This window comes from endosymbiont of Acanthamoeba sp. UWC8, from assembly GCF_000730245.1.
Classification (GTDB): domain Bacteria; phylum Pseudomonadota; class Alphaproteobacteria; order Rickettsiales; family Midichloriaceae; genus Jidaibacter.
The window spans coordinates 1,346,140-1,369,041 of the sequence record NZ_CP004403.1; the positions used below are offsets into that span (position 1 = coordinate 1,346,140).

General features: G+C 35.5%; 26 protein-coding genes and 2 tRNA genes. 13 read left to right on the forward strand and 15 right to left on the reverse strand.

Annotated features, from left to right (window positions below):
• Nucleotides 1-34: 34 nt before the first annotated feature.
• The 6 genes from trmFO to I862_RS06560 all read right to left on the reverse strand — a co-directional run bounded on the left by trmFO (nt 35) and on the right by I862_RS06560 (nt 6,622).
• Entirely contained in the window at nt 35-1,345 is a 1,311-nt protein-coding gene (gene trmFO / locus I862_RS06535; RefSeq protein ID WP_038540314.1) for a methylenetetrahydrofolate--tRNA-(uracil(54)-C(5))-methyltransferase (FADH(2)-oxidizing) TrmFO, read from the reverse strand.
• Between the two features lie 19 nt (nt 1,346-1,364).
• Nucleotides 1,365-1,970, reverse strand: a complete 606-nt coding sequence (locus tag I862_RS06540; RefSeq protein WP_038540317.1) for a 50S ribosomal protein L25/general stress protein Ctc — start codon at nt 1,968-1,970, stop codon at nt 1,365-1,367.
• 24 nt (nt 1,971-1,994) lie between these two features.
• Nucleotides 1,995-2,927, reverse strand: a complete 933-nt coding sequence (locus I862_RS06545; RefSeq protein ID WP_038540318.1) for a ribose-phosphate pyrophosphokinase — start codon at nt 2,925-2,927, stop codon at nt 1,995-1,997.
• Nucleotides 2,928-3,008: 81 nt separating this feature from the next.
• Nucleotides 3,009-4,442 carry a hypothetical protein gene (locus tag I862_RS06550; protein WP_038540321.1) on the reverse strand — a complete coding sequence of 478 codons (1,434 nt, stop codon included), beginning with the start codon at nt 4,440-4,442 and terminating at the stop codon, nt 3,009-3,011.
• Nucleotides 4,435-5,877, reverse strand: a complete 1,443-nt coding sequence (locus tag I862_RS06555) for an ATP-binding protein (protein WP_052646521.1) — start codon at nt 5,875-5,877, stop codon at nt 4,435-4,437. Before I862_RS06555 ends, I862_RS06550 begins: the two co-directional genes overlap by 8 nt.
• Nucleotides 5,878-5,884: 7 nt before the next feature.
• Complete coding sequence (locus tag I862_RS06560) at nt 5,885-6,622, reverse strand: prepilin peptidase (protein ID WP_038540324.1); 738 nt, start codon at nt 6,620-6,622, stop codon at nt 5,885-5,887.
• Between the two features lie 106 nt (nt 6,623-6,728).
• Between I862_RS06560 and I862_RS06565 the strand changes: the two genes are divergently transcribed.
• Genes I862_RS06565 through I862_RS07950 form a run of 3 tightly spaced genes read left to right on the forward strand, consistent with a single transcriptional unit; the run spans nt 6,729 to nt 9,497 of the window.
• Complete coding sequence (locus tag I862_RS06565) at nt 6,729-7,676, forward strand: type II secretion system protein (protein ID WP_038540326.1); 948 nt, start codon at nt 6,729-6,731, stop codon at nt 7,674-7,676.
• Nucleotides 7,677-7,689: 13 nt separating this feature from the next.
• Nucleotides 7,690-8,622, forward strand: a complete 933-nt coding sequence (locus I862_RS06570) for a prepilin-type N-terminal cleavage/methylation domain-containing protein (RefSeq protein ID WP_038540329.1) — start codon at nt 7,690-7,692, stop codon at nt 8,620-8,622.
• An 8-nt stretch (nt 8,623-8,630) separates the two neighbouring features.
• Nucleotides 8,631-9,497, forward strand: coding sequence for a type II secretion system protein (locus I862_RS07950; protein ID WP_052646522.1), 867 nt, complete (start codon nt 8,631-8,633; stop codon nt 9,495-9,497).
• Here I862_RS07950 and def read toward each other — a convergent pair.
• Nucleotides 9,489-10,082, reverse strand: coding sequence for a peptide deformylase (gene def / locus I862_RS06580; protein WP_038540332.1), 594 nt, complete (start codon nt 10,080-10,082; stop codon nt 9,489-9,491). The two genes, I862_RS07950 and def, sit on opposite strands and share 9 nt — an antisense overlap.
• A gap of 162 nt (nt 10,083-10,244) precedes the next feature.
• Here def and I862_RS08725 point away from each other — a divergent pair, with 162 nt between their 5' ends.
• From I862_RS08725 to I862_RS06605, 6 genes are all read left to right on the forward strand, one after another.
• Nucleotides 10,245-10,685, forward strand: a complete 441-nt coding sequence (locus I862_RS08725; RefSeq protein ID WP_199398798.1) for a UDP-3-O-acyl-N-acetylglucosamine deacetylase — start codon at nt 10,245-10,247, stop codon at nt 10,683-10,685.
• Complete coding sequence (locus tag I862_RS08730; protein WP_199398799.1) at nt 10,669-11,127, forward strand: UDP-3-O-acyl-N-acetylglucosamine deacetylase; 459 nt, start codon at nt 10,669-10,671, stop codon at nt 11,125-11,127. Before I862_RS08725 ends, I862_RS08730 begins: the two co-directional genes overlap by 17 nt.
• Nucleotides 11,128-11,133: 6 nt before the next feature.
• A complete protein-coding gene (locus tag I862_RS06590; RefSeq protein WP_038540335.1) occupies nt 11,134-11,331 on the forward strand; it encodes a DUF6898 family protein in 198 nt (65 codons plus the stop codon).
• 88 nt (nt 11,332-11,419) lie between these two features.
• Nucleotides 11,420-11,495, forward strand: a tRNA-Val gene (locus I862_RS06595).
• A gap of 58 nt (nt 11,496-11,553) precedes the next feature.
• Nucleotides 11,554-11,630: transfer RNA gene (locus tag I862_RS06600), tRNA-Asp, on the forward strand.
• 16 nt (nt 11,631-11,646) lie between these two features.
• Entirely contained in the window at nt 11,647-12,273 is a 627-nt protein-coding gene (locus tag I862_RS06605; protein ID WP_158499294.1) for a YdcF family protein, read from the forward strand.
• 12 nt (nt 12,274-12,285) lie between these two features.
• On the opposite strand, the gene I862_RS06610 is transcribed toward I862_RS06605, so the two are convergent.
• From I862_RS06610 to rpmH, 8 genes are all read right to left on the reverse strand, one after another.
• Entirely contained in the window at nt 12,286-13,023 is a 738-nt protein-coding gene (locus tag I862_RS06610) for a hypothetical protein (protein WP_038540338.1), read from the reverse strand.
• A 258-nt stretch (nt 13,024-13,281) separates the two neighbouring features.
• Entirely contained in the window at nt 13,282-13,605 is a 324-nt protein-coding gene (locus tag I862_RS06615; protein ID WP_324604787.1) for an HI0074 family nucleotidyltransferase substrate-binding subunit, read from the reverse strand.
• Nucleotides 13,606-13,642: 37 nt separating this feature from the next.
• Nucleotides 13,643-13,981, reverse strand: a complete 339-nt coding sequence (locus I862_RS06620; protein ID WP_052646524.1) for a nucleotidyltransferase family protein — start codon at nt 13,979-13,981, stop codon at nt 13,643-13,645.
• A 91-nt stretch (nt 13,982-14,072) separates the two neighbouring features.
• Nucleotides 14,073-15,152, reverse strand: coding sequence for a tRNA 2-thiouridine(34) synthase MnmA (mnmA, locus tag I862_RS06625; protein ID WP_038540341.1), 1,080 nt, complete (start codon nt 15,150-15,152; stop codon nt 14,073-14,075).
• Nucleotides 15,153-15,225: 73 nt separating this feature from the next.
• Complete coding sequence (yidC, locus tag I862_RS06630; protein WP_038540344.1) at nt 15,226-16,911, reverse strand: membrane protein insertase YidC; 1,686 nt, start codon at nt 16,909-16,911, stop codon at nt 15,226-15,228.
• Nucleotides 16,890-17,174 carry a membrane protein insertion efficiency factor YidD gene (yidD, locus tag I862_RS06635; RefSeq protein WP_052646525.1) on the reverse strand — a complete coding sequence of 95 codons (285 nt, stop codon included), beginning with the start codon at nt 17,172-17,174 and terminating at the stop codon, nt 16,890-16,892. The genes yidC and yidD overlap by 22 nt, the downstream gene beginning before the upstream one ends.
• Nucleotides 17,171-17,500, reverse strand: coding sequence for a ribonuclease P protein component (rnpA, locus tag I862_RS06640; RefSeq protein ID WP_075260602.1), 330 nt, complete (start codon nt 17,498-17,500; stop codon nt 17,171-17,173). Before rnpA ends, yidD begins: the two co-directional genes overlap by 4 nt.
• A gap of 6 nt (nt 17,501-17,506) precedes the next feature.
• A complete protein-coding gene (gene rpmH / locus I862_RS06645; RefSeq protein ID WP_038540347.1) occupies nt 17,507-17,647 on the reverse strand; it encodes a 50S ribosomal protein L34 in 141 nt (46 codons plus the stop codon).
• 93 nt (nt 17,648-17,740) lie between these two features.
• On the opposite strand from rpmH, the gene I862_RS06650 reads away from it, so the two are divergent.
• The 4 genes from I862_RS06650 to I862_RS06665 all read left to right on the forward strand — a co-directional run bounded on the left by I862_RS06650 (nt 17,741) and on the right by I862_RS06665 (nt 22,896).
• Nucleotides 17,741-18,466, forward strand: a complete 726-nt coding sequence (locus I862_RS06650) for a uracil-DNA glycosylase (protein WP_038540349.1) — start codon at nt 17,741-17,743, stop codon at nt 18,464-18,466.
• Between the two features lie 2 nt (nt 18,467-18,468).
• Nucleotides 18,469-19,407 (forward strand): bifunctional riboflavin kinase/FAD synthetase, encoded by a 939-nt coding sequence (locus I862_RS06655; protein WP_038540352.1) that lies wholly within the window; start codon nt 18,469-18,471, stop codon nt 19,405-19,407.
• A gap of 100 nt (nt 19,408-19,507) precedes the next feature.
• Nucleotides 19,508-21,760 carry a DNA translocase FtsK gene (locus I862_RS06660; protein WP_052646581.1) on the forward strand — a complete coding sequence of 751 codons (2,253 nt, stop codon included), beginning with the start codon at nt 19,508-19,510 and terminating at the stop codon, nt 21,758-21,760.
• Nucleotides 21,760-22,896, forward strand: coding sequence for a ribonuclease D (locus I862_RS06665; protein WP_038540355.1), 1,137 nt, complete (start codon nt 21,760-21,762; stop codon nt 22,894-22,896). Before I862_RS06660 ends, I862_RS06665 begins: the two co-directional genes overlap by 1 nt.
• The last annotated feature ends 6 nt before the right edge of the window (nt 22,897-22,902 follow it).

Genomic DNA, 22,902 nt, shown 5'->3' on the forward strand with positions numbered 1-22,902 from the left:
ATAATACTTTCTCTCAATAGAAATGCAAAATTATTTATGATAAAATTTTAATCCATTCAGCTAAACTGTTTACGGCTCTTCTAGAATATTCCGCTTTACGATCAGCTACCCTCTCGGTGAGCGGTGGGAAAAGCCCGAAATTTACGTTCATGGGCTGGAATGTATCACTTTCGGCATTTTGTGTTATATGCCCTATTAATGCGCCTAAAGCAGTGTCTCTAGGAATTTCAGGTATAGCAAGATTGTTTAATTCAAAGTAGGTAAATAACCCGACTGCAAGACCGATTGCCGCACTTTCAAGGTAACCTTCTACTCCGGTAATTTGGCCGGCGAATCTAATTTTATGGTTAGCTTTAAGCCTAAGCTTCGTATCCAATAATTTCGGGCTATTGATAAATGTATTGCGATGCAATCCGCCGAGCCTAGCAAATTCTGCATTCTCCAATCCCGGTATCTTTTTGAATACTTCTTTTTGCGCACCCCACTTTAACTTAGTCTGGAAGCCGACAATATTATAGAGCGTACCAAGCTTATTATCTTGCCTTAATTGTACTACCGCGTAAGGCTTTTCTTCAGAATTAGGATTAGTCAAACCCACCGGCTTCATAGGCCCGAACCTAAGCGTCTCTTTGCCGCGCTCAGCCATTACTTCAATCGGCAAACACCCGTTAAAGTAAGGAGTATCTTTCTCCCATTCTTTAAATTCTGTTTTTTCTCCCTCTCTTAAATCTTCTATAAAACTATAATATTGCTCTCTTGAAAGAGGGCAATTTATATAGTCTTTCCCGTCACCTTTATCATATCTTGATTGAAACCAGGCTTTGGAAAAATCGATGCTCTCCTTATAAACAATCGGTGCTATGGCATCAAAAAAATATAGGTACCCTTCACCTTCAGTAATATTTTTAATTTGTTCGGATAATTTATCACTGGTAAGCGGGCCGCTTGCGATTATAACAACTTGGTCATTCGGGATTTCAGTAACTTCTTCTCTTCTAACTTCAATATTATTTCTACTTAAAAGCGTTGCTTGCACCATTTCAGCGAATGCTTCTCTATCTACGGCAAGCGCTGACCCGGCAGGAACCTTGCACTGATCTGCACATTTCATAATCAGTGAATCCAGCTTACGCATTTCTTCATGCAATAAACCGACCGCATTATTAATATCATCAGACCTGAAAGAATTTGAGCAAACAAGCTCTGCGAACTTATCAGTCGAGTGAGCCGGGGTGGATTTCACCCCCCGCATCTCATGTAAAACAACCGGAATACCATATTTGGATAATTGCCAAGCTGCTTCACTACCCGCTAGTCCTGCACCTATTATATGCACAGGTTTCATAAAATCACTCTATAAGTATTTAAGCAGTCGGAGCTTCGGTAGCAGCCGTTTCTTCAGTAGACTCGGAACGCCCGGAAACAGAAACAACAACAAAATTGCTCTGGTCAAGCGGAACAACTCCCTGTGGTAATTCTAAATCATTTATATGGATATTTTTACCGATTTCCAAATTAATAACATCAACTATAAGGTGTTCTGGAATATTGGTCGGGTGACAATAAACAAGGAAAGATCTGGTTGCAACGTTAAGAACACCACCCCTTTTAACACCGGGAGATTTCTCTTCATTAATTACTTTAACATGCACGGAAACTTTAACAGTGGTATCTTTGCTTACTTCCTGAAAATCAGCATGAAGAGGAAAATCAGTTACAGGGTGAACCTGAACTATTTTAGGAATAGCGGTAATTGTTTCATTCGCTAATTCAATTTCGAATAACTTTGCTTGGATATTCCCCTTATTATATTCTTTAATGAATTCATTTTGAGCAAGCGATATCATCACTTCCTTATGGCTACCGCCGTAAATAATAGCCGGGATTCTTCCTTCTCTTCTTAAAGCCCTTGCTGTACCTTTTCCGTTTTTCTCTTTCAGTTCAGCTTTCATTTTAATTGATTCGGCCATATACCTCAGTCCTCTTTTCAAAAATTAAATAAACAAACCCGAGACAGATTTTTCATTAGCAATTCTTTTTATTGCCTCTGCCATCAACGGAGCAATAGATACAACCTTTATTTTTTTGCATCTACTTAATTTTTCTTTGTCATATATACTGTCGGTGATGACCAAAGTTGATAACACTGATTCATCTATTCTCTCAACAGCTGACGAAGATAATACCCCGTGGGTTACATACGCTGCAACGCTATTTGCGCCACTTTTAACCAGTGCCTTTGCAGCATTACATAAAGTACCCGCAGAATCTACTATATCATCAATTATAATGCAATCTTTTTTATCAACATCCCCTATTATGTTCATAACTTCGGAAACTCCTGCACTTTCCCGCCTTTTGTCGATTATTGCCAACGGCACCTCTAACCTTTTAGCTATAACTCTTGCCCTAACTACACCACCCACATCCGGAGATACAATTGCCAGTTGCTTAACATCATATTGCTCCCTAATATCTTTAATAAACACAGGTGCTATAAACATATTATCAAGCGGAATATCAAAAAAACCCTGAATTTGAACGGAATGAAGATCCAGAGTAAGCACCCGATCCGCACCTATTTTCGAGATCATCTCAGCTACAACTTTTGCGGATATCGCAGTTCTTCCCGAAGTCATTCTATCTTGCCTTGAATAACCGTAATATGGTATAACCGCAGTTATACGTCTAGCCGACGACCTTCTCAATGCATCAATAATTATCATAAGTTCCATGATATGATCATTTGCCGGATACGAGGTAGATTGTATAATATAAACATCTTCACCTCTTATACTCTCTTCAAGCTCGACGAATATTTCATGATCTGCAAAATATTGGACGCTTGCCGGGATTAAGCCGGTATTTAAAATTTCAGCAATGGATTTTGCTAGTGCTAAATTACTATTTCCCGCAACTAATTTCATAGAATTAATTTATCACCCGTTTTTTATATAATATCAAAGGTATAAACCCTGGCAAGAATTATAGCTAAGCAAGCATATAAGTTATCTAATTTTAATAAAGATTTTCCCATATTTACCACTATATACTTCTTTCCAATTTCCAAAAAAGTTATAAATCTCTAAATATTTAAGCTCGCTATGTGAGATAATCGCCCCATCTATGGAGTATTTATTAAAAATTTCCTGCCAACCGGAAGTTAAACTTTTAAATTTCAGGTAATCCGATATCACTTCTTCACTAAATACAGTTCCCGCCCTGCCGTCAATAAAGTGCTTAAGCTTTTCTTCTCCATAATAAATAATATAACCCCCTATATTATAATTATTAAATATTTTATAACTCGGATAATTTTGTTTTATATATTCTATCTCTTCTATAGGGATAAAAGCTTGATTCCTAATTACCGCTTTATCTTGAAATAACATAGTATAAACCGCAAATAAAATTGCTAAGCTTATAACAACCTTCTGAAGTTTTTCTAAAACAGTAATTTTCTTTATTTTTTCCTGTTCAATGTAATCTTTAATTCTGCATGCCATATAGGGAGCAGCTAAAACTGCTAATATAGCAAAATATCTGATAGAAAGCAGTGAAGCGAAAACGGAAGCGAAAGCAACTACTTTATCAACAGCTCTAACTTCCAACTTAGGCCGGGGTAATAAATCCATAAGTATATATAAAGATACGACTAAGCTCGTACCATACATTGCTCCGAAATTAAACTGCCCCCATTCTGCAATGTGTTTGGAAACTTCACTGTTTAAAGTTCTTAAGACCGCATAATAAATATTAATACCATAAGGGTTTAAGGCGACCGCAATAATCGAAGCAATTAAGGTTATAGCAAGATACTTTCCTCTGCTATATTGCTTTAAATATAAGGCATCGAGCAGATGAACAAAAATTATACCCAGCCCCAATATAAAACTTCCGTGAATATTAGCCCACAACGCTAAAAGTAACGGAATATACGCAAGAAATTTCTGCTTTAATCTATCTTTATACAATTTAAGTAAAGTATTAAGCGCAAGAAGAAGGTAGCATGCAATGATCTGAGGCCTTAGGAATACGAAGTCCCATATTATAATACCCGACAAACTGGCAACAACCAGTCGGGTTTCTTTAGCTTCTTTAACCCATAATTTCAACGAATGATAAATCAAAACTAATAGCAAAGCATGAATTAAGCAATTTAGCGTATAGAGCTTATTTAAACCTAATCTTGCATGAACCATGCTAATACATGAATCCCATGCCCATGAAATATTATACCATTTTTGGGAAGAGGAAGTAAAACTCCAATTATCATACCTGGGAATAGAGGCATTTCTCATAATTAAATCCCCCGCCTTTATATGCCACGCAACATCCGGGTCAGTAAACAGGAGGGGAGCAAACAGCATATAAGTAATAAAAAAAAGTAAGGCAATCAGAAGATCATCTCTTAGTAAAAAACTAAAAAATCCTCTATTCATATCTATCACTTAAAATAGGTAAATATACAGTAAATATGCTGCCCTTACCAACAGTGCTTTCGATGTTTAAAAATCCTCTATGTCGTAAAAGAATTTGCTTAACTATAGCAAGTCCGAGGCCGGTACCGCCTAACTTCTTAGATCTTGACGGCTCTATTCTATAGAACCTTTCAGTCAACCTTGGCAGGTGCTCGCTGGCTATACCGTTACCCTGGTCTGCTATTGAGATGAATATAGCTTTACTATTTTCTTGGGTAAAAACTCCGTTTCTTGGAACTACGTCAGTTACTCCGATATCAATTTTAATTTCTTTATCATGACCGCTGTATTTAAGAGCATTAGCTAAAAGATTAAATACTACTTGGGATAATTCATTAAAATCTCCTAAAACACTAGGAAGATGTTCATCTATGTTTCTTATCACCGCTATTTTAGATTGCATCGCCTCCCATTCCAGTTGCTTAACTACCAAATCCACTACCTGGGCAATATCTACTATCTCCGTAGGAGGTGTGTTAAGCCTCCTTTCAATACTTGAAAGAGAGAGTAGATCATCGATCAGATTCTTCATGCAATAAGCCTGTTCTCTTATCATAGGGATAAAAAGCTTTCTCGCCTCTTTATCATCCCATCCGTCAATATCCAAGGTTTCAATTATGCCTATTATTCCGGTAAGCGGAGTTCTAACTTCATGGCTTGCATTAGCAATAAAATCCGCAAGCATTTTTTCAGTACGCTTTAGTTCTGATACATCATGCATCATAATGATTAAATTTTTCTCACCGTTTTCTTTGGAGTCATATACCTCAATTAACACCTGATAATCTCTTTCGATCGGAGCACCTAAATAAAGCTCCACTCTCTTGCTTATTTGATCATGCAGCACCCATCTTACCGCACCAAGTAAAATTTTATTATCAGTTATTTCTCTTAAACTCATTCCGATTAAATTACTTCCGAACACCTGCTCAGCTGCATTGTTTACTTTAGAAATAATTAAGCTTTCATTTATAATAAACATGACCTCAGGGATAGAGCTGAATAATAACTTTATCTCAGCAATTTTTTCCAGTACTTCTCTTTGCTTCTTCTCCCAAGATTTCTTTAATAAATCAAGAGACTCGGATAGCTCTATAACCGCGATAGAAGACTCCAGTTTCGGAGGTTTAACAATTCGGTCAAAACTCAAATGCTTTACATAACCTGCAAGCTTAGAATAATCAGACATAAAGGGGAAAATAATATACATTGCAGAGAAAATTATAATTAAACAAATAACAATGTAATAAACCCAGCTTTCTTCTGAAGTAACATAATGAAATGTTATTAGCGCAATTGGGAAAAGCGCAATGGCTAACGCTACCTTTAGTGCCGCAAGGAATATGCCGCTAAATTTATTTCCTCCGGTAGTAATTTTCTTTATAAAGTGGCTCACGTTTTTTTCAAATCATAAAGTTTGCAATATCAACTATCTTCGGAAAAACCAAGCATAAATAAAGAGAAACAGCCAACGCGGGGCCAAACGGGAACTCTTCACCTTTGCTTAATAATCTCCAAATCAGCGCAGTAAATATACCTATTACACCACTTATAAGAAAAAATCCAGCAAGCATCTCAATTTTTAAAAAAATTCCTGCAACAGCAAAAAATTTTACATCACCTGTGCCTAACCCATCTTTTTTCATAAAAAGCTTAAAGCCTTTTTGTAGTACAATTCCGATAATATAGCAGAGCAAAGGAGTAAATAAAAGCTCGGCTAGCGGGTAATTATTAAAGAAGGCATAAAAAATGCCTAAAATTGCAAGTATAAACTGAATTATATCCGGTATTATATAATACTCAAAATCAGTAATAATCATTATTATTAAAGTTGCTGCCGTAAGGCATAACAAAACTTGATTAATATGACCTTCAACATTGTATCCGACTATAAAAAAAGAAAAAGCAGTTAACAATTCTATCAGTGGATATCTTAATGAGATAGGCTGAGCACAGCGCCTGCACTTACCTTTTTGAAATGCATAGGAAAATACCGGGATAAGCTCAAAAGCTTTCAACACATGATTGCATTTCGGGCATCTTGATCTAGTAAGCAAGCTCTCTTGTATTACCAACCTATAGCTTGCGGCACTAGCAAAGCTACCAAAGATGAACCCTAATGCGGTTACCAAAAAAAACATTTATAACTCAACCCCAAAATTATTTTTATTTACATAATGTTAATATATATACCATTATATAGATATAATACTGATCATACTTAAGCTTAAATAAAAATAATAAATTATGCCAACAAAAAAGAAATTTAATATTCGCGGTTTTACTTTACTTGAACTATCGATTACTTTGGTAATCACAGGTATTATAGCGGTTGGCTACCTTTCTTATAAGCAATTTAATTTAGACAATACCGCACGAGCTGAGACCCTAAGAAGAATTAAAGTTATAGAAGATGCTATACTTTTATCTTTAGCAAAGGACGGTAACCTCCCATGCCCCGCTAATCCATCAGAAGCTATAGGCTCAACTCTATATGGGGTTGTAGGTATGAGTTTTACAAATCCATATATGTGCAATCCGCATGCGGGGAATGACTTAGGTAGCATGAACTTAGGCGGAGATACGTTATACTACGGGACAATACCGACTAACAGCATAGGAATCCCCAGCGAGTACATGATTGACGGATGGGGCAACAGGTTTGGTTATGCGGTACAAAGAACATTTATTAATAATCAAACCAGTAGCTCTGCATGCACAAATACGGCAGGTGATTCCGCACAAGACAACCATAGCAATTTTGCTTACTTTTGCTTTAAAGGGCAAGCTTCAGGATCAGCAAATCTCTCTACTCCTGATATACAAATACTTAACAGAGCCGGCGGTAGCGTTATAAGCAATGATGCCGTTTACGTTATAATAAGTTATGGCCCTAATGGCTATGGGGCTTACTTAAGAAATTCCGATCGTCTCTCCAGTACAAGCGATGGGTCGAATACAAATCGCAACCCTATGCCCCCAACTGCAAATGATGATGAGCAACTTAACTTGGGGTGCAACCCAACCACTGATTCATGCAGTAAAACATTCTACAGCCCGCAATTTGTTAGTCGCCCGCCTTCAAGTGATTTTGATGATATAGTGGTTTATAAAGATCGCAACCAGATGGTCAATGAATGCAATGCTTACTTTAACAATGCTTGTACTAATAAACATGGTATATATATAAAATGATTAATTTGAAATTATGGATTTAAAATTAAACGGAACAAAAGGTTTTTCTCTAATTGAGCTTTCGCTGGTTCTTTTAATTTTAGCGGCATTGATTGCCGGGGGTATGTCTTTATCTTCTATACAAGCATATAAAGAGAAATATGACACTACTATAAATAAAATGAGAACAATAGAAGACGCTTTAACCGTATTTGTCGCTTTAAACGGGAGGTTACCGTGCCCGGCAAGCCCGGCTCAAAGAATTCTGAATTCAACTTTCGGCAGAGAACAGGTGACTGCCGGGGCAGTAGGCACTGCACAATCCTGCAATTCAACCACTACTAATATTTTTACCGGCAGCATAGGCGGCAATACTCAATATTACGGCGCCGCTCCCGTAACGACCCTAGGTTTACCTGATGAATACATGTTTGATGGCTGGGGCAACCGAATCGGCTATATAGTAACGAGACCATTTGTAAATAGTTCTAAAACTAATACATCATGCACCAGCGGAGGAAGTATGGCGAATGTTTCAAATAATATTTATTTTTGTTATAGAGGGCAAGCAAGCGGAACCGATAGCACCAGCATATTAGTTCTAGGTGAAGGTTATTACGCAAATTATGCTCCTGTATATATTTTAATCAGCCATGGTGAGAATGGGTATGGTGCATTTTTGAAAAATGCGGACGTTGACTTGGATAATGGCGGTTCAAACGGATCAAATGCTGATAGGAACCAAACTCCTCCTCCTGCCAATCCTCAGGAATTACTCAACCTTAATTGCCAACCTTCAGGGACATGTACAAACAACGGCCTAACACAGAATTACGTGCAAAAAGAAATATCTACCCCGATTTTTGATGACATACTGTTATTTAAAAATAGAAATAACATTCTTCTCGATTGTAATAAATACGGCAACAATGCCTGTACGTTAAATGAAGGAATAATTATAGGGTAATTTTTAATATGAAGCAAAAAGGATTTACTTTGATAGAACTTTCAATTGTATTAATAATTGTCAGTATTTTGATCGGCGGCGGCGCGGCATTAAGCTTAAGCCAGATAGAAAAATTCAGATATGATACGACTTTAGCAAGGTTAGATATAATCGAAGAAGCTTTAACTCAATTTTTATCCTTAAACGGCAGACTTCCCTGTCCTGCCGATAATGCCATACCTTCATCACACCCGCTTTACGGCTTCGAGCAAACGGCTTCTACTCCAGGAGCGCCCCAAACATGTTCGGCGACTAATCTTCTAACGATTCCTTCAGGGACTTATGAGGTACCATACGGTGGTGCCGTGCCGTTTAAAACACTCGGTTTATCTAATGATTTTATGCTGGACGGATGGAACAATAAAATACTCTATACTACCATTAGATCTTTGGTTAATAACCAAATTACTAATTCTTCTTGTTTGACTTCTAATTATGCACAAAATGGTCACTCTAATCCCTCTTACATATGCTTTAGAGTAAAAATAAATTCATTAGTTTTTATATTCAGATATATTTCGACTCCATCCGTAACGGCAGTTACTGATGCAGCATATACCTTAGTCAGCGCAGGAGCTAACGGGTTTGGGGCATATAGAAACACTGCATCTGGCTTAGCAATTAAAAATCCGGATTCCACTTCTCCTAATGAAATAGAAAATTTTGATGGAAATTACGGATTTGTACTCTCAGGATATCAAAAATCCGCTTCAATATACACATTAAACCAATTTGATGACATAGTAAGGTTCAAGGCCAGAAACTTATTAGTATATGAGTGTAATCAAAAATATGATCTAGCATGCACTAATACATGGGGGATTGATTTAAGATAAGCTTTCCTTCTCTCCCGTTCTTTGTAATAATTTCTTATACTTTTCTACTTTCTTCATCTGCATTTGTCGCTTAAGCGGAGAGAGATAATCAAGAATTATAACCCCGTTAGTATGGTCAATTTCGTGTTGAATACATGCAGAGAGCAAACCTTTTTCAACTTTTAATATCTGTTCTTTACCGTCATAATCTAGGTACTTTACCTTAATTTCTGCCGAACGCGTAATGTTTACATATACATTAGGTATCGACATACACCCTTCGTCCATAGTTTCCAATTCGGAGGATTTTTCCATTATCTCAGGGTTAACCATATATAGAGGTTTACCTCCATGCATTTCAGGCACATGATCCTGCTCAAGCTTTTTATGTACTCCGTCAATATCGATTACAACGATTCTTTTCATTATACCGACTTGTACAGCTGAAATCCCTATACCCTGGTTAGCATGGATTGTTGCAAGCAACCTGTCCATACATTGCTTTATCTCATTATTTACTTCCAAAACAGGTTCAGATTTTTGATTCAACCTTGCATCAGGCACCAGCACCAGGTTATAAGGTTTAGCTTGAGTTATTGTATCCATTATAATTATTAATTTTTATAAGTTAAATATTTTCAGAATTTTATAGATTAATGGTTTATTTGGCAACTCTTTCAAATTGTAAAATTTTGCAACAATATGTAATTTGTCAATCTAAGTTGCTTTTATTATAATTATTATTATAAGTAATTTTACTCGGAAATTATGTCGGATTTTCAATACACTATTTCAAAACCTATCGAAATACAGGGTATAGGCGTACATAGCGGCAAAGAATCATATTTAAAATTACTTCCCGCCAAAGAAAATCACGGTATAGTTTTTAAAAGAATCGACCTTAAAGAAAATAATATAATTGCAGCAAATTTTGATAATGTTATCGATACGACCTTATGTACCGTAATCGGCAACCCTTACGGCGCCTCGGTTTCAACAGTGGAACATTTAATGTCCGCATTATGGGGTTGCGGTATTGATAATGTAATAGTAGAGGTAGATAGTGCGGAAGTTCCCGTAATGGACGGCAGCTCCTTAGCTTTTACCAATCTGATTATAGAATCCGGCATCAAAAAACAAAATGCTTTTAGAAAAATACTTAAAATACTTAAACCTATAGAACTTATAATAGATGATAAAAAAAATTGAAATTCTTCCGAGCGAAGATTTTATAATCGACTATACAATTCAGTTCGCAAGTAAAGCTATCGGGGTGCAATCTTTTATATTCAAAGAAAATCAAACTTCTTTTAAAGAAGATATAAGCAAAGCCAGAACTTTCGGATTTATGAAAGATTTAGCCGCCTTAAATAAGATCGGATTAGGTAAAGGGGTGAATTTAACTAATTCAATCGGTATAACCGATGAAGGTATTCTTAATAAAGAAGGACTTCGTTATGGTGATGAATTTGTCCGGCATAAAGTTCTCGATTGTATTGGAGATTTATATCTTGCGGGAGCACGCATTAAGGGTCATGTAAAAGCTTTTAAAGCCGGCCATGCTTTAAATAATAAATTACTGAGAAAATTGTTTGCAAATAAAGATGCATATGTTTTTATAGAAGAAAGGGAACAATTTTACGCAGCATAAGAAGCAGTGCAACAAGACTCGTTTATTATAGAATATTTTAAAATTAAAAACCTCCTAAAAGTTAGTGCTATAGACCCTCACACTAAAATTGAAGTTTGTGTTTTCGGCTCGGTTTCAACCTCAAAAGAATTTATAACCGATTTGGCTATACAGAAGCTAAAGTACCAACTAAACAAGAAATTGATTACCCCTGTAAGCGGGTAATCGTAGAATCTCTACTTTTTTATAATATTTTTCTTGCCTTTTTAATTAAAACCTATTATTTATTTGAGCTCACAAGACCTGTTTAAAAGGGCGGTTAGCTCAGCTGGTAGAGCATCTCGTTTACACCGAGGAGGTCGGCAGTTCGACCCTGTCACCGCCCACCAAAGTTTAAAAAACTTTGCTTTTTAAAACTATTAGGTTACCCTAGGCCTGATATAAAGGGGGGATGTAGCTCAGTTGGTTAGAGCGCCGGCCTGTCACGCCGGAGGTCGCGAGTTCGAGTCTCGTCATCCCCGCCACTAAATGTTTAAGTTTATGATCTTTCAAACTCGTTTAAAATTATTAGCTTTAGTTTTCTTGTTAATCTTCTTTATTTGGTTTTTCGGTTTTATTTCTTTTATTTTTTATATTCCTCAAGAGAATTGTAGTGATAATCAAGTAGATGCTATTGTAGTGCTTACCGGAGGAAAAAATAGGATTGAAGAAGCAATTAAACTCTTTAATAATAGCGGCGCTAAAAAAATTTTGATTTCAGGGGTCGGGAAAGGCGTCATTAAAGAAGATTTTTTTAAATTGACCGATAAATATAAGGTTCCCAGAGAACACATCATGCTTGGTAACCTTGCGGAAGACACTTTCAGCAATGCGATTGAGACAGGAATCTTTATGAATTTACAAGGTTATAACAGTTTATGTCTGGTAACTTCTAATTATCATCTACCTCGTAGTTTTAAAATATTTAAGGATATGATGCCCCGCATCAAAATTAATTATTATCCCGTATTCACCCCCCTTGATAACAACAGCTCGTTACCCGTTAAGCTTAGGTTTTTTAGAAAAATCATGCTGGAATATAATAAGTACTTAGCATGCTACGCTATCTATTATTTAGATTTGCTAAGTGATAAATACTATGAGCTGCTATATAAGTATTTAGTTTAAAAGTTTTGTTCTTTAAGCCCCCATACTTTTCGATACCTCAGATTTTATTACTTCTTTTGCAGCTGAACTTAGTTTTTCACATAGCTTTTCCAGTTTAGGAACATTATTATCAGCAAGATTCTCTAAATCTTTATTTTCTTCTGTATTATTTTTATGGTTATCTTTACCTGATATTAAATAGCTTATTGCTTTGGAAACAGCTTTACCGATAGAAGCAACAACCTCTCCTATGATAGTTAAAATACTGGATGTTTCCATTATCCTATCCATTTTTCTCTCTAATAATTCATTCTTAATTTTTTCTAGAGATTCATTTATTTCTTTCCCTATCTCTGCTATATTTTCTTTTAATTTATTATTTACATCTGTTGTCATATCCAGGCTTTCAAAAAGATCATTAAGTTCGACTGTTTTAGCTTTAGTATACTTTTCCTTTAGATTTTCTGAAAAAAATTTTTCAAGAGAGCCAATATTTAATTTAATTTCATTATCTTGATAAATTATTTCTATTTTGGCATCTAAATTAGTCAAGTAACCAGAGATGGCCTCTGCTATTTTCTTGCATGCATTATCCTTAATTTGAACCCCTTCATTATAATGAACCGTTAAATCTTTATTATTCCCTTCCTTTGTATAATTGGCATATTGTTTAGTATATTCTCTAACAATATTTTTTATTTGCTCGTTCATGTTTTTGGTATGTTTTTCGACATCTAATCTATCCTTATGTGATAGCTCTGGATTACCCATATTTTCTCCTATAATTTATTTCTCTATATTAATTTAACTATAAAAAAGTTAACAATTAATTAATTACAAAAATAATTTTATATAGTTATATATTATTTTTAATAATTAAATGTTAATGACAATTATAAATAACCTTGAAGAATATTTAAGCCCTGAAACTTATGATGCTGAGTACGGGTGCTTTGAAGAAGAAAATAAGATGTAGCCCTGTTATTATTCTCTTATGCAGGTTAAAAAAATAAAATCTTTATACATGAATTACTCCTTCAGGAATTTTTCACACAATGTATTATATGTGCTTTGCATAACAGGGTGATATAACTTTATATTACAGTAAATTTTATAAGCCAGCTCTTCATCATATGTATGCGAAGTTTTATTACGATCCTCCAACATTTTAAGCCACAATTTTTCATCTTCAATCATTTTTGCCGCATATGCCTCTCTTAAAACTTCTTTAGGAAAGTTTACCTCCTTACCTAAATTTTCGATTATGCGCATTAGAAATTTCCAAAAAAGTTCAATACTGAATTCAAATCTTTGTATAGTTGCATCTATATTAGTATCATCCGAACCGATAATAGGTTTCTGTAAAACACTTTCTAATCTGTTTAATGCCTTACTGTAGTTTTTTTGAACTCTCTTCTATTTTTAAATCCATACTTATTTGCCTTTTATATAAATATTTTCCGTCTTTTAAAATAGCCCTTCTCAAAGGATTGTTTTCATTCATAGAATCTAATCTTATGCAATCGATTTTAAGCAGAGTATCAGCATCCTCAATTAAATTGATCACCTCCAGCCAATCATCCTCACTTGCATCAGGGCAATAAACAGCTAAATCCAAATCCGATCTCTCATTATTATCTTCACGTGCCCTGGAGCCGTAAAGCAATATGGATTCAATATAGGGAAGTCGGATTAAATTTTGAAAAAAAATATATTCAGTCAGATTCATGTAAGTATTACTTATATTTAATTATAATTACTTAGTAAGCTTAAAAATACAGTATAATAGAAAGTAAATATTATCACACTAAAAAGCTATATCAACTTTTAGTAATCCACCCACCACCGAGCACGCGAGTATCATTATAAATTACACATGCCTGCCCGGGAGTAATACCTTCATAAGCTTCTTCGAGCTCAGCTATGGCTTGGTTATTACCTGAAATTTTAATCCTAGCCCTGGCGCCTTTATGCATTGAGCGTAATTTTACTATACATTCCATGCCTTCACTCGGAATTTCTTCGCCAAGCCAATTTAGATCTTTAATATAGACTATGGAATTTGCTAAATCCTCTTTTTCGCCGACTACTACTTGGTTGGTTTTCGGATCAATTGCAATTACATAGAGCGGGGTACTATGAGCAATCCCTATACCGCGTCTTTGGCCTATGGTGAAATTAATAATACCGTTATGTTCGCCTAAAACCGTTCCGTCTTTATAAACAACTTTACCGTTATCCAGCGCTCCGGGTCTTAATTTTTCAATAATTGAAGCATAAGAACCATTTGGCACAAAGCAGATATCTTGACTATCCGGCTTATCGGCGATTTCCAATCCGAATTTCCTTGCAAGCTCTCTGGTTTCATTTTTAAGTCTCCCGCCAAGCGGAAACCTTAAAAAATCCAGTTGTTTTTGAGTGGTCGCAAATAAAAAGTAACTTTGATCTTTAGCCGGATCCATGCCCTTATGAAGTTCTGCTTTTCCGTTCACTTCTACCCTCTGTACGTAATGCCCGGTAGCAAGCGCATCAGCACCCAAATCTTCTGCAACTTTAAATAAATCTCTAAATTTTACGCTTTGATTACATTTCACACATGGGATAGGAGTTTCCCCTTTCAAATAACTATCAGCGAAATCTTCCATAACTGCTTCTTTAAAAATACTTTCATAGTTTAGCACATAATGCGGAATACCGATTTTTTCAGCAGCCATTTGAGCATCATAGATATCCTGCCCTGCGCAACAAGCACCTTTTTTTTCAAGTGCGACTCCATGATCATACAGTTGCAGGGTAATACCGATCACTTCATGCCCTTCACTTGCAAGCAGCGCTGCAACCGTAGAGCTATCGACACCACCTGACATAGCTACGACAATCTTTTGTTTTTTGCTTGGCATAAAAGTTAAATGAGTTACTTTAAAGTTTAAGGCAATTATAGCCGAAAACCATACAACAATCCATTACAAAAAGTTAAGCTTTTTTAGTATCCAGCTTTTTAATAGCAACCTGTTGAACAATTGAAAGTATGTTACTCCATGCCCAGTAAATAATAAGCCCGGACGGGAAGGTAGAGAACATAAACATAAATATCCACGGCAGCATTTTCATTACTTTAGCTTGCATAGGATCTGAAGGCTCAGGACTTAAGCGCTGCTGAATATACATGGTTGCCGCCATCAAAATAGGGAGAATCCCGATATGCAGGAAAGCGGGCGGGTCCCATGGGATTAAACCGAATAAGTTAAATATATTAGTAGTATCCGCTCCCGATAAATCTTTTATCCAGCCGAAAAAGTGAGCATGACGCATTTCAATAGTTACATAAAGCACTTTATATAAGGCAAAGAATATCGGCATTTGCAGCACAATCGGCAAACATCCGGCAAGCGGGTTAACCTTTTCCTTTTTATAAAGTTCCATTATGGATTTTTGGAACATCATAGTATCATCTTGGTGCTTTTGCTTTAATGCCTGCATTTGAGGTTGTAAATCTTTTAGCTTATTCATTCCTCTAAAACCTTTATATGCAAGCGGGAATAACATTAGCTTTATTACTACCGTTAAAAGAAGAATAGCCAACCCGAAGTTACCGATCATTTTATAAAAATAACTTAGGAGAATGAAAATCGGTTTAGTAATAAAATATAAGATACCGAAATCTACTGCACGGTCAAAAAGGGTGATATTATATTGTGCTTGGTATTTATCCAATAAATCCAGCTTTTTAGCTCCTGCAAAAAGTTTCACGTTTTGTACGGCACTTGCATTACTTTTTACTTCAAGCGTATTTTGAATTATGTCAGCTTGAAATCTTTCCAAATCCCCGTCTTTAAACGCTATGAAACTACCTCTTCTAACCTGATCCTGCCCGGGGATAATTGCCGCAAGCCAATATTTATCGGAGAAACCTAACCAGTTTATATTATTTTCATATTTAAGTTTTCTCTCACTGCTTAAATCTTCAAAGCTAACCTCTTTTAATGAGTTATTGAAAACTCCTATGGCTCCTTCATGGATAATCATATTTTTATCTTTGCTTTCAATATGACTACGGCTTATTAAAGAATAAGGTTGGATTTTTATAGGCTTGTCGGATTGATTTTTAGTTTCCTGTTTAATATCAAACATAAAATTTTCATCTAAAGAAATAGTAATTATAAACTCAATATTTTGGGAATTAGTCCAAGATAAGCTAATGTTGTCATTTTGTTTTAGCGAGGCTTTATTTGCCTTCCATAAAGTCTCTTTATTCGGAAGCTCCAGATTTTCTTCATTACTAATCCAACCAAACTCTGCAAAATATACTTCCCTGGTTTTAGACGGCGAAAATAAAACAACATTAGCATCATTTGCGTTCGGATGGACTTTATATTGCAGAAGAGTTAAATCATCAATCCTTGCACCCACCAAATTAATGGATCCTTTTACTGCTTGGTTATTGATTAACACCCTGGTATTATTCTTAAATCCTTCTTTTACTATTTCTTCTTGTGATAAATTAGCTTCTTCTAAATCAGGGGTAATTTCAGCTGTGCCGCTTTTTTGTTCAAATGCAGAAGGGGGGGGAGGAGGAGGCGGAGCAAAAAAATATTGCCAAGTAAATACAATTAAAACCGAAAGTATAACAGCTATAGTTAATCTTTGTTGATCTGACATTTTTGTTTTCCTTTGTTTTGTGGTACTGGGTCAAAACCTGCACTAAAAAGCGGGTTGCATTTTAAAATTCTAATTAAACCATAAGTTATTCCTTTTAGCATACCATGCTCATTTATTGCAAGCATCGCATATTCGGAGCAAGTGGGCTGGAATCTGCAGGTAGGAGGAAGCATCGGAGAAATAGTATATTGGTAAAATTTAATAAATATAAATATGAAAGATTTTAAAATTTGAGATATGAAAGATAGAATGCACTTAATCATCTTAAATTTTCTAACCCTTTAACAAATTCGTTTTTAAGATTTATATACTTTTCTTTAATTAGAGTAGGCCTTGCAATTATAATTATTTCTGCAGGCTTAAATTTATTTTCTTTAATAATTTCTTTGGTAATCACCCTGATTAATCTTTTGCAGTAGTTGCGTTTTACTGCGTTACCAACCTTTTTGCTTACTGTAAAACCGACTTTTAATAAATCATCTTCCATAAGCAAGTTGTACAAAATCAAAAAGCTTCGAGAGTGAAGCTTCCTTGAGTTTTTTGAGATTCTGGAATAATCTTTCGTTTTTACAATTCTTTCTAAGTTCAAAGCTAATTACGCGCTTAAAACGTGTCTACCCTTCGCTCTTCTAGCGTTTATTACTTTTCTGCCGCCTACGGTCGCCATTCTGGCTCTAAATCCGCCTCTGCGTTTTTTCACTAAATTACTCGGCTGATACGTTCTTTTAGTTGCCATTTTCTTTTCCTTGAGGTTAAATACGATTAAAAATGTAGGTGTTCTTATAACTCCTATCGTTTAAAAAGTCAATAGTTACAACTTTTAAAGCCTATGAACGATGCAAAAAATTTATTAAAATGGTATGTGGAAATGGGTGTGGATAGCTTTCTTTCTGAAAAGCCTATTAATAGACTCAAAAAACGTGAAGAGAAACTTGAATTGAAAGCGAAAGCACCTGAGTATAATGCTTCAAGAGAAATTGCAGATAAATGTAATGATTTACAAAAGCTGGAACAAGCAGTCAGAGCTTTTGACGGGTGCGCTATAAAGAAAGGTGCTACAAATACTGTTTTTAAAGACGGCGACCCTAAATCTAAAATTATGTTGATTGGAGAAGCACCGGGTGCCAATGAAGATGAGCAGGGAATACCGTTTTGCGGATTAAGCGGCAAATTATTAAACAATATATTACTTGCGATCGGGTTGAAGCGAGAAGAAGTATATATCAGTAATACGGTCTTTTGGCGCCCTCCTGGAAACCGGCGCCCTACAACGGAAGAGATTAAAATCTGCCGCCCTTTTGTTGAAAAGCATGTGGCTTTAGTTGCACCAAAACTTATTATACTGGTCGGCAATACCGCAGTTGAGTCTTTACTTGATTTGAAGGTATCAATGGCTTCGCTACGAGGAAAATATTTCGATTACTCAAATCCTTATTTAAGCAAACCTATTAAAACTGCTGTAATTTTTCACCCGGCTTATTTATTAAGACAAGCTCTAAAGAAAAAAGAAATGTGGATGGATATTCTTAAAATTAAAAAAGAGTTTTTAAGCTGAATATGATAGTTATCAAAGATTTAAAAAACCAAAGTTATAAAAATTTAGCTGTAGCATTGGGAAATTTTGACGGCGTACACATCGCACATCAGGAAATTATTAAAACTTGCACTAATTATGCTAAAAATCATAATATCCAATCTGCGGTAATAACTTTCACTCCTCATCCGCGCGAGGTTATGAACCCTTCTGCCAAGCATGAAAGTTTAATTACGCCTGAACAAAAGCTGGAGTTGTTTGAACGCTTAGGGGTAGATATAGTTTACTTAATTAATTTTACTCCTGAGTTTGCAAATATACCGGCTAATGAGTTTATCAGTAGAATATTGGTTCAGACTTTGCAGGTACAACATGTCATAACCGGATATAATTTTCTGTTCGGTAAAAATCGCCGGGGTAATTCTAATCTTCTATCCAAAAGTGCTGAACATTATAATTTTTCTTATCAGCAAATTGGTAAAATAAGTTATAATTATCATGATATTTCTTCTTCAAATATTAAAGCACTCATGAAGCTCGGTGCATTTGGTATTGTTAATGAATTACTGGGAAGGGAATATTCCATCTCGGGAAATGTAGTAGAAGGTAATAAAAGAGCAAGAATGCTCGGGTTTCCGACAGCAAATATCGCCCTAAAGCAGGAATTGTTTTACCCGTTATACGGAGTCTATTTGGTTAAGGTTGAAATTGAAGACAAGGAACTATACGGTATAGCTAACATAGGTCTTAGGCCTACTTTTTCAGAAATTGAACCGATTTTAGAAGTACATATTTTTGATTTTGATAATAACATTTATGATAAGCAGTTAAAAATAAAATTTCTTCATTTCATTAGACCTGAAAGAAAATTCAGCGATATTGATGAACTTAAAACCCAGGTAATATCTGACATACAAGGCGCAAAGTATGCTTTAAAAAACTTACCCGGCTCATGTATTTAATGCTTTTTAACCAATATAAAAAGTATTATTATACGGGTTCCGGATTGCAAATTCCGAAGATTTTCTATAATAATTTAACCTACAGCAAAATGGAGTGATTGTGAGTAAAGCTAAGTTTAATTTAAATAGCTTTTTTTTAAGATGTTTAGGAGCACTAATCATTGCGCTTGCAATATTTTTATTTATATCCTTCATAAGTTTTAATGCAGGCGACCCTTCATTTAATCAAGTTAATGATAATGAAGTTAAAAATTTAGCGGGCTACTACGGTGCTTTTATTGCCGACCCAATTTTACAATCCCTAGGCTTTGCTTCTTATTTTATAGTAATATTTTTAACTACCTTAGGGCTTAAAATACTAACCTTAAAAGAGATAGGCTTTCTTACTGTAAGAATCGCGTTTTTAATACTATTACTTCCGTTTCTTGCCGCCTGTCTTACATTTATAAAGCCTATTCCTAGCCAAAACTTTATCAGTTATGGCGGTTTTATTGGGGTCTTCGTCAAAGAAGAGCTCAGTGTTTATTTTAATCCTAAGCATATTTTTTATAGTATTTTCCCTATTATTATAATTGTAAGTTTGCTTACTCTAAATATTAACTACAAAGAATTTAAAAAATTTATTATTGTTATAATCAGGCTTTTCACCTATGGTGCAAAGCTTTTTGCCTGGGCTATGGTTTCATTATATATTTTAATTAGAGGAAAAATAGCTAAAAAAACAAATGAAACTACGGTAGAAAATCAAGAAGCAAATATAGAAATTGAAAAACCGAAACCTATATTAACAATTAAAAATAAGATGCCGAGGTTTGAGCCGAAAAAAGATGTATTATACTCTACCCCCCGGAGTAGCTCAAGTGATTTTCAACTTCCGCCTACAGCTCTTCTTAAAGAACCGCCGATTACTTCCAAGAAGAATCAATTAAGCGAAGCGGCCTTAAACCAAAACTCAAGACTTCTCACCCAGGTTCTCCAGGATTTCGGAGTTTATGGGAATATCTTAAGTATACGGCCGGGGCCTGTGGTAACATTATATGAACTTGAGCCGTCTGCCGGCACGAAATCTTCCAGAGTAATAGGGCTTGCCGATGATATTTCAAGGTCAATGAGTGCGGTTTCGGCAAGAATTTCGGTAATACCAGGCAAAAATGCGCTCGGTATTGAGCTTCCTAACACGAGCAGAGAAATAGTATACTTAAGAGAGTTGATGGAAAGTGAAACCTATGTTGCAACCGAAGGGAAGCTTCCTCTGGTTTTAGGTAAAAATATTGGCGGAGACCCGATCATTGCCGATTTAGCTAAGATGCCGCACTTATTGGTTGCAGGAACTACGGGATCGGGGAAATCGGTCGCTATTAATACTATGGTGCTTTCACTGCTATATAAGCTTTCCCCGAAAGAATGTCAGTTTATTATGATTGACCCTAAAATGCTGGAATTATCAGTTTATGAAGGAATACCTCATCTTTTAACTCCTGTCGTAACCGAGCCTAAAAAAGCCGTAGCTGCTTTGAAATGGGTAGTTAAAGAAATGGAAAACCGTTATCGCTCAATGTCAATTTTAGGAGTAAGAAATATCCAAGGCTTTAATAAGGCTATCGAAGAGTCTATAAGTAAAGGCCAGCGTTTAGAAAAACAAATACAAACCGGGTTTGATCAAGAAACAGGCAAGCCGACATTCGAAACAATTGAAATGCCTGCCGAGCCTTTGCCTTATATTGTAGTTATTGTTGATGAAATGGCTGACCTTATGCTGGTGGCAGGTAAAGATATCGAAGGGTATATTCAACGACTTGCTCAGATGGCTAGAGCAGCGGGAATTCACATTATTATGGCAACACAAAGACCATCCGTAGATGTTATCACGGGGGTAATTAAAGCTAATTTTCCAACCCGTATCAGTTTCCAGGTAACTTCCAAGATTGACAGTAGAACTATTTTGGGTGAACAGGGTGCCGAGCAACTGCTCGGTATGGGAGATATGCTTTATATGATGGGAGGCGGAAAGATCGAACGTGTTCACGGCCCATTTGTAGGTGACAAAGAAGTTGAAATGGTAGTTGATTACTTAAAATCCCAGGGGAGCCCTAAATATAAGATAGAAATTACTCTCGATGAGGATGAGGAAGGGGATAGTATAATTAATATGGCAGGAGGTGATACTGATGACCTCTACTCACAAGCAGTAGCCATAGTACTAAGAGATAGAAGGCCAACAACTAGTTACCTGCAAAGGTGTTTAAAAGTCGGATACAATAAAGCCGCAAGCTTAATTGAAAAAATGGAAAAGGAAGGGATTCTTAGCCCTCCTAATCATACAGGCAAAAGAGAAATTTTGGTAAATGACTAATGTTAATTACAGATAGTAAAATATTAAAACGATACTGTGAAAAAGCTTTAAGCGAAAAAGTAATGGCTTTTGATACTGAATTTATGCGGGATAAGACTTATTATCCGAAATTGTCACTAGTCCAAATAGCAACTAAGGACAGTGTTTTTGCTATTGATATGTTATGCGGACTGGATTATTCACCATTAAAGAAATTGCTTTCAGCTCCTGATATATTAAAAGTAATCCATTCGGCCAGACAGGATTTGGAATTATTGTATAATTTCTTTGGGATCATTCCTCAAAACCTGCTTGATACGCAAACTGCCGCATTGTTTTTAGGCTATAAAGACTCCCCAAGCTTCGAGTTATTAGCTGCCGACTTTTTAGATAAAAAAGTCAGCAAAGAATTACAGTTTTCTGATTGGCTTATTAGACCGTTATCTGATGAACAGTTAAAGTATGCAATTACGGATGCAAATCTACTTTATGATTTGTTTTTTAAAATTGAAGAACGGTTAAATGAAGTAGATAGATTCGTATGGGCTTTAGAAGAATCTAACCTGATTAAATGCGGCAGTAAATTTATTACTTCTATTGAAAGTATACTAAACAAATTTACTTCCGCTATTAATAAAGAAAGTGATTTAATTAAATGCTATGATCTGCTTTCCTGGCGTGAAGAGAAGGCAAAAGCATTGGATGTACCTCGTAATTACGTGCTAAAAGAAGAAGTGATTATTCAGCTTTGCCATAAAAAACCTCTAACTATAGAAGAACTTTTAAAATATAAATTACATCCGAATCTGGATGAAGAGAACTTGTATGAAATTCTGGAAATTATGCAGGATGAAACTTTAGATGAGGCTAAAAACGAAATAATAAAAAATGTTTTAAATAATAAAAAGTTTATTTTTTTAAGCAAAAACAATCTTTTTTTTATGCTCAAAATTTTAGTGGAAATTATTTCTAAGAAATTAGGAATTCATGAGCAGCTTCTTGCAACCACTACCGATATTCTCCTTTTTGCTAATGATAAAGAATCAAGAGTTAATCAGGGATGGAGAAGAGCAGCGATAGGCAATTCTATGCAGGACTTAAGAGAAGGAAAATTATTGCTCGGTTTTAAAGATGGAATTTTTTTTATTTCCGGATAATATATA

Coding starts and splice junctions, on each gene's coding strand:
- trmFO (WP_038540314.1), bottom strand. CDS start 1,345: ATGAAACCTGTGCATATAATAGGTGCAGGACTAGCGGGTAGTGAAGCA.
- I862_RS06540 (WP_038540317.1), bottom strand. CDS start 1,970: ATGGCCGAATCAATTAAAATGAAAGCTGAACTGAAAGAGAAAAACGGA.
- I862_RS06545 (WP_038540318.1), bottom strand. CDS start 2,927: ATGAAATTAGTTGCGGGAAATAGTAATTTAGCACTAGCAAAATCCATT.
- I862_RS06550 (WP_038540321.1), bottom strand. CDS start 4,442: ATGAATAGAGGATTTTTTAGTTTTTTACTAAGAGATGATCTTCTGATT.
- I862_RS06560 (WP_038540324.1), bottom strand. CDS start 6,622: ATGTTTTTTTTGGTAACCGCATTAGGGTTCATCTTTGGTAGCTTTGCT.
- I862_RS06565 (WP_038540326.1), top strand. CDS start 6,729: ATGCCAACAAAAAAGAAATTTAATATTCGCGGTTTTACTTTACTTGAA.
- I862_RS06570 (WP_038540329.1), top strand. CDS start 7,690: ATGGATTTAAAATTAAACGGAACAAAAGGTTTTTCTCTAATTGAGCTT.
- I862_RS07950 (WP_052646522.1), top strand. CDS start 8,631: ATGAAGCAAAAAGGATTTACTTTGATAGAACTTTCAATTGTATTAATA.
- def (WP_038540332.1), bottom strand. CDS start 10,082: ATGGATACAATAACTCAAGCTAAACCTTATAACCTGGTGCTGGTGCCT.
- I862_RS08725 (WP_199398798.1), top strand. CDS start 10,245: ATGTCGGATTTTCAATACACTATTTCAAAACCTATCGAAATACAGGGT.
- I862_RS08730 (WP_199398799.1), top strand. CDS start 10,669: ATGATAAAAAAAATTGAAATTCTTCCGAGCGAAGATTTTATAATCGAC.
- I862_RS06605 (WP_158499294.1), top strand. CDS start 11,647: ATGATCTTTCAAACTCGTTTAAAATTATTAGCTTTAGTTTTCTTGTTA.
- I862_RS06610 (WP_038540338.1), bottom strand. CDS start 13,023: ATGGGTAATCCAGAGCTATCACATAAGGATAGATTAGATGTCGAAAAA.
- I862_RS06620 (WP_052646524.1), bottom strand. CDS start 13,981: ATGAATCTGACTGAATATATTTTTTTTCAAAATTTAATCCGACTTCCC.
- mnmA (WP_038540341.1), bottom strand. CDS start 15,152: ATGCCAAGCAAAAAACAAAAGATTGTCGTAGCTATGTCAGGTGGTGTC.
- yidC (WP_038540344.1), bottom strand. CDS start 16,911: ATGTCAGATCAACAAAGATTAACTATAGCTGTTATACTTTCGGTTTTA.
- yidD (WP_052646525.1), bottom strand. CDS start 17,174: ATGATTAAGTGCATTCTATCTTTCATATCTCAAATTTTAAAATCTTTC.
- rpmH (WP_038540347.1), bottom strand. CDS start 17,647: ATGGCAACTAAAAGAACGTATCAGCCGAGTAATTTAGTGAAAAAACGC.
- I862_RS06650 (WP_038540349.1), top strand. CDS start 17,741: ATGAACGATGCAAAAAATTTATTAAAATGGTATGTGGAAATGGGTGTG.
- I862_RS06655 (WP_038540352.1), top strand. CDS start 18,469: ATGATAGTTATCAAAGATTTAAAAAACCAAAGTTATAAAAATTTAGCT.
- I862_RS06665 (WP_038540355.1), top strand. CDS start 21,760: ATGTTAATTACAGATAGTAAAATATTAAAACGATACTGTGAAAAAGCT.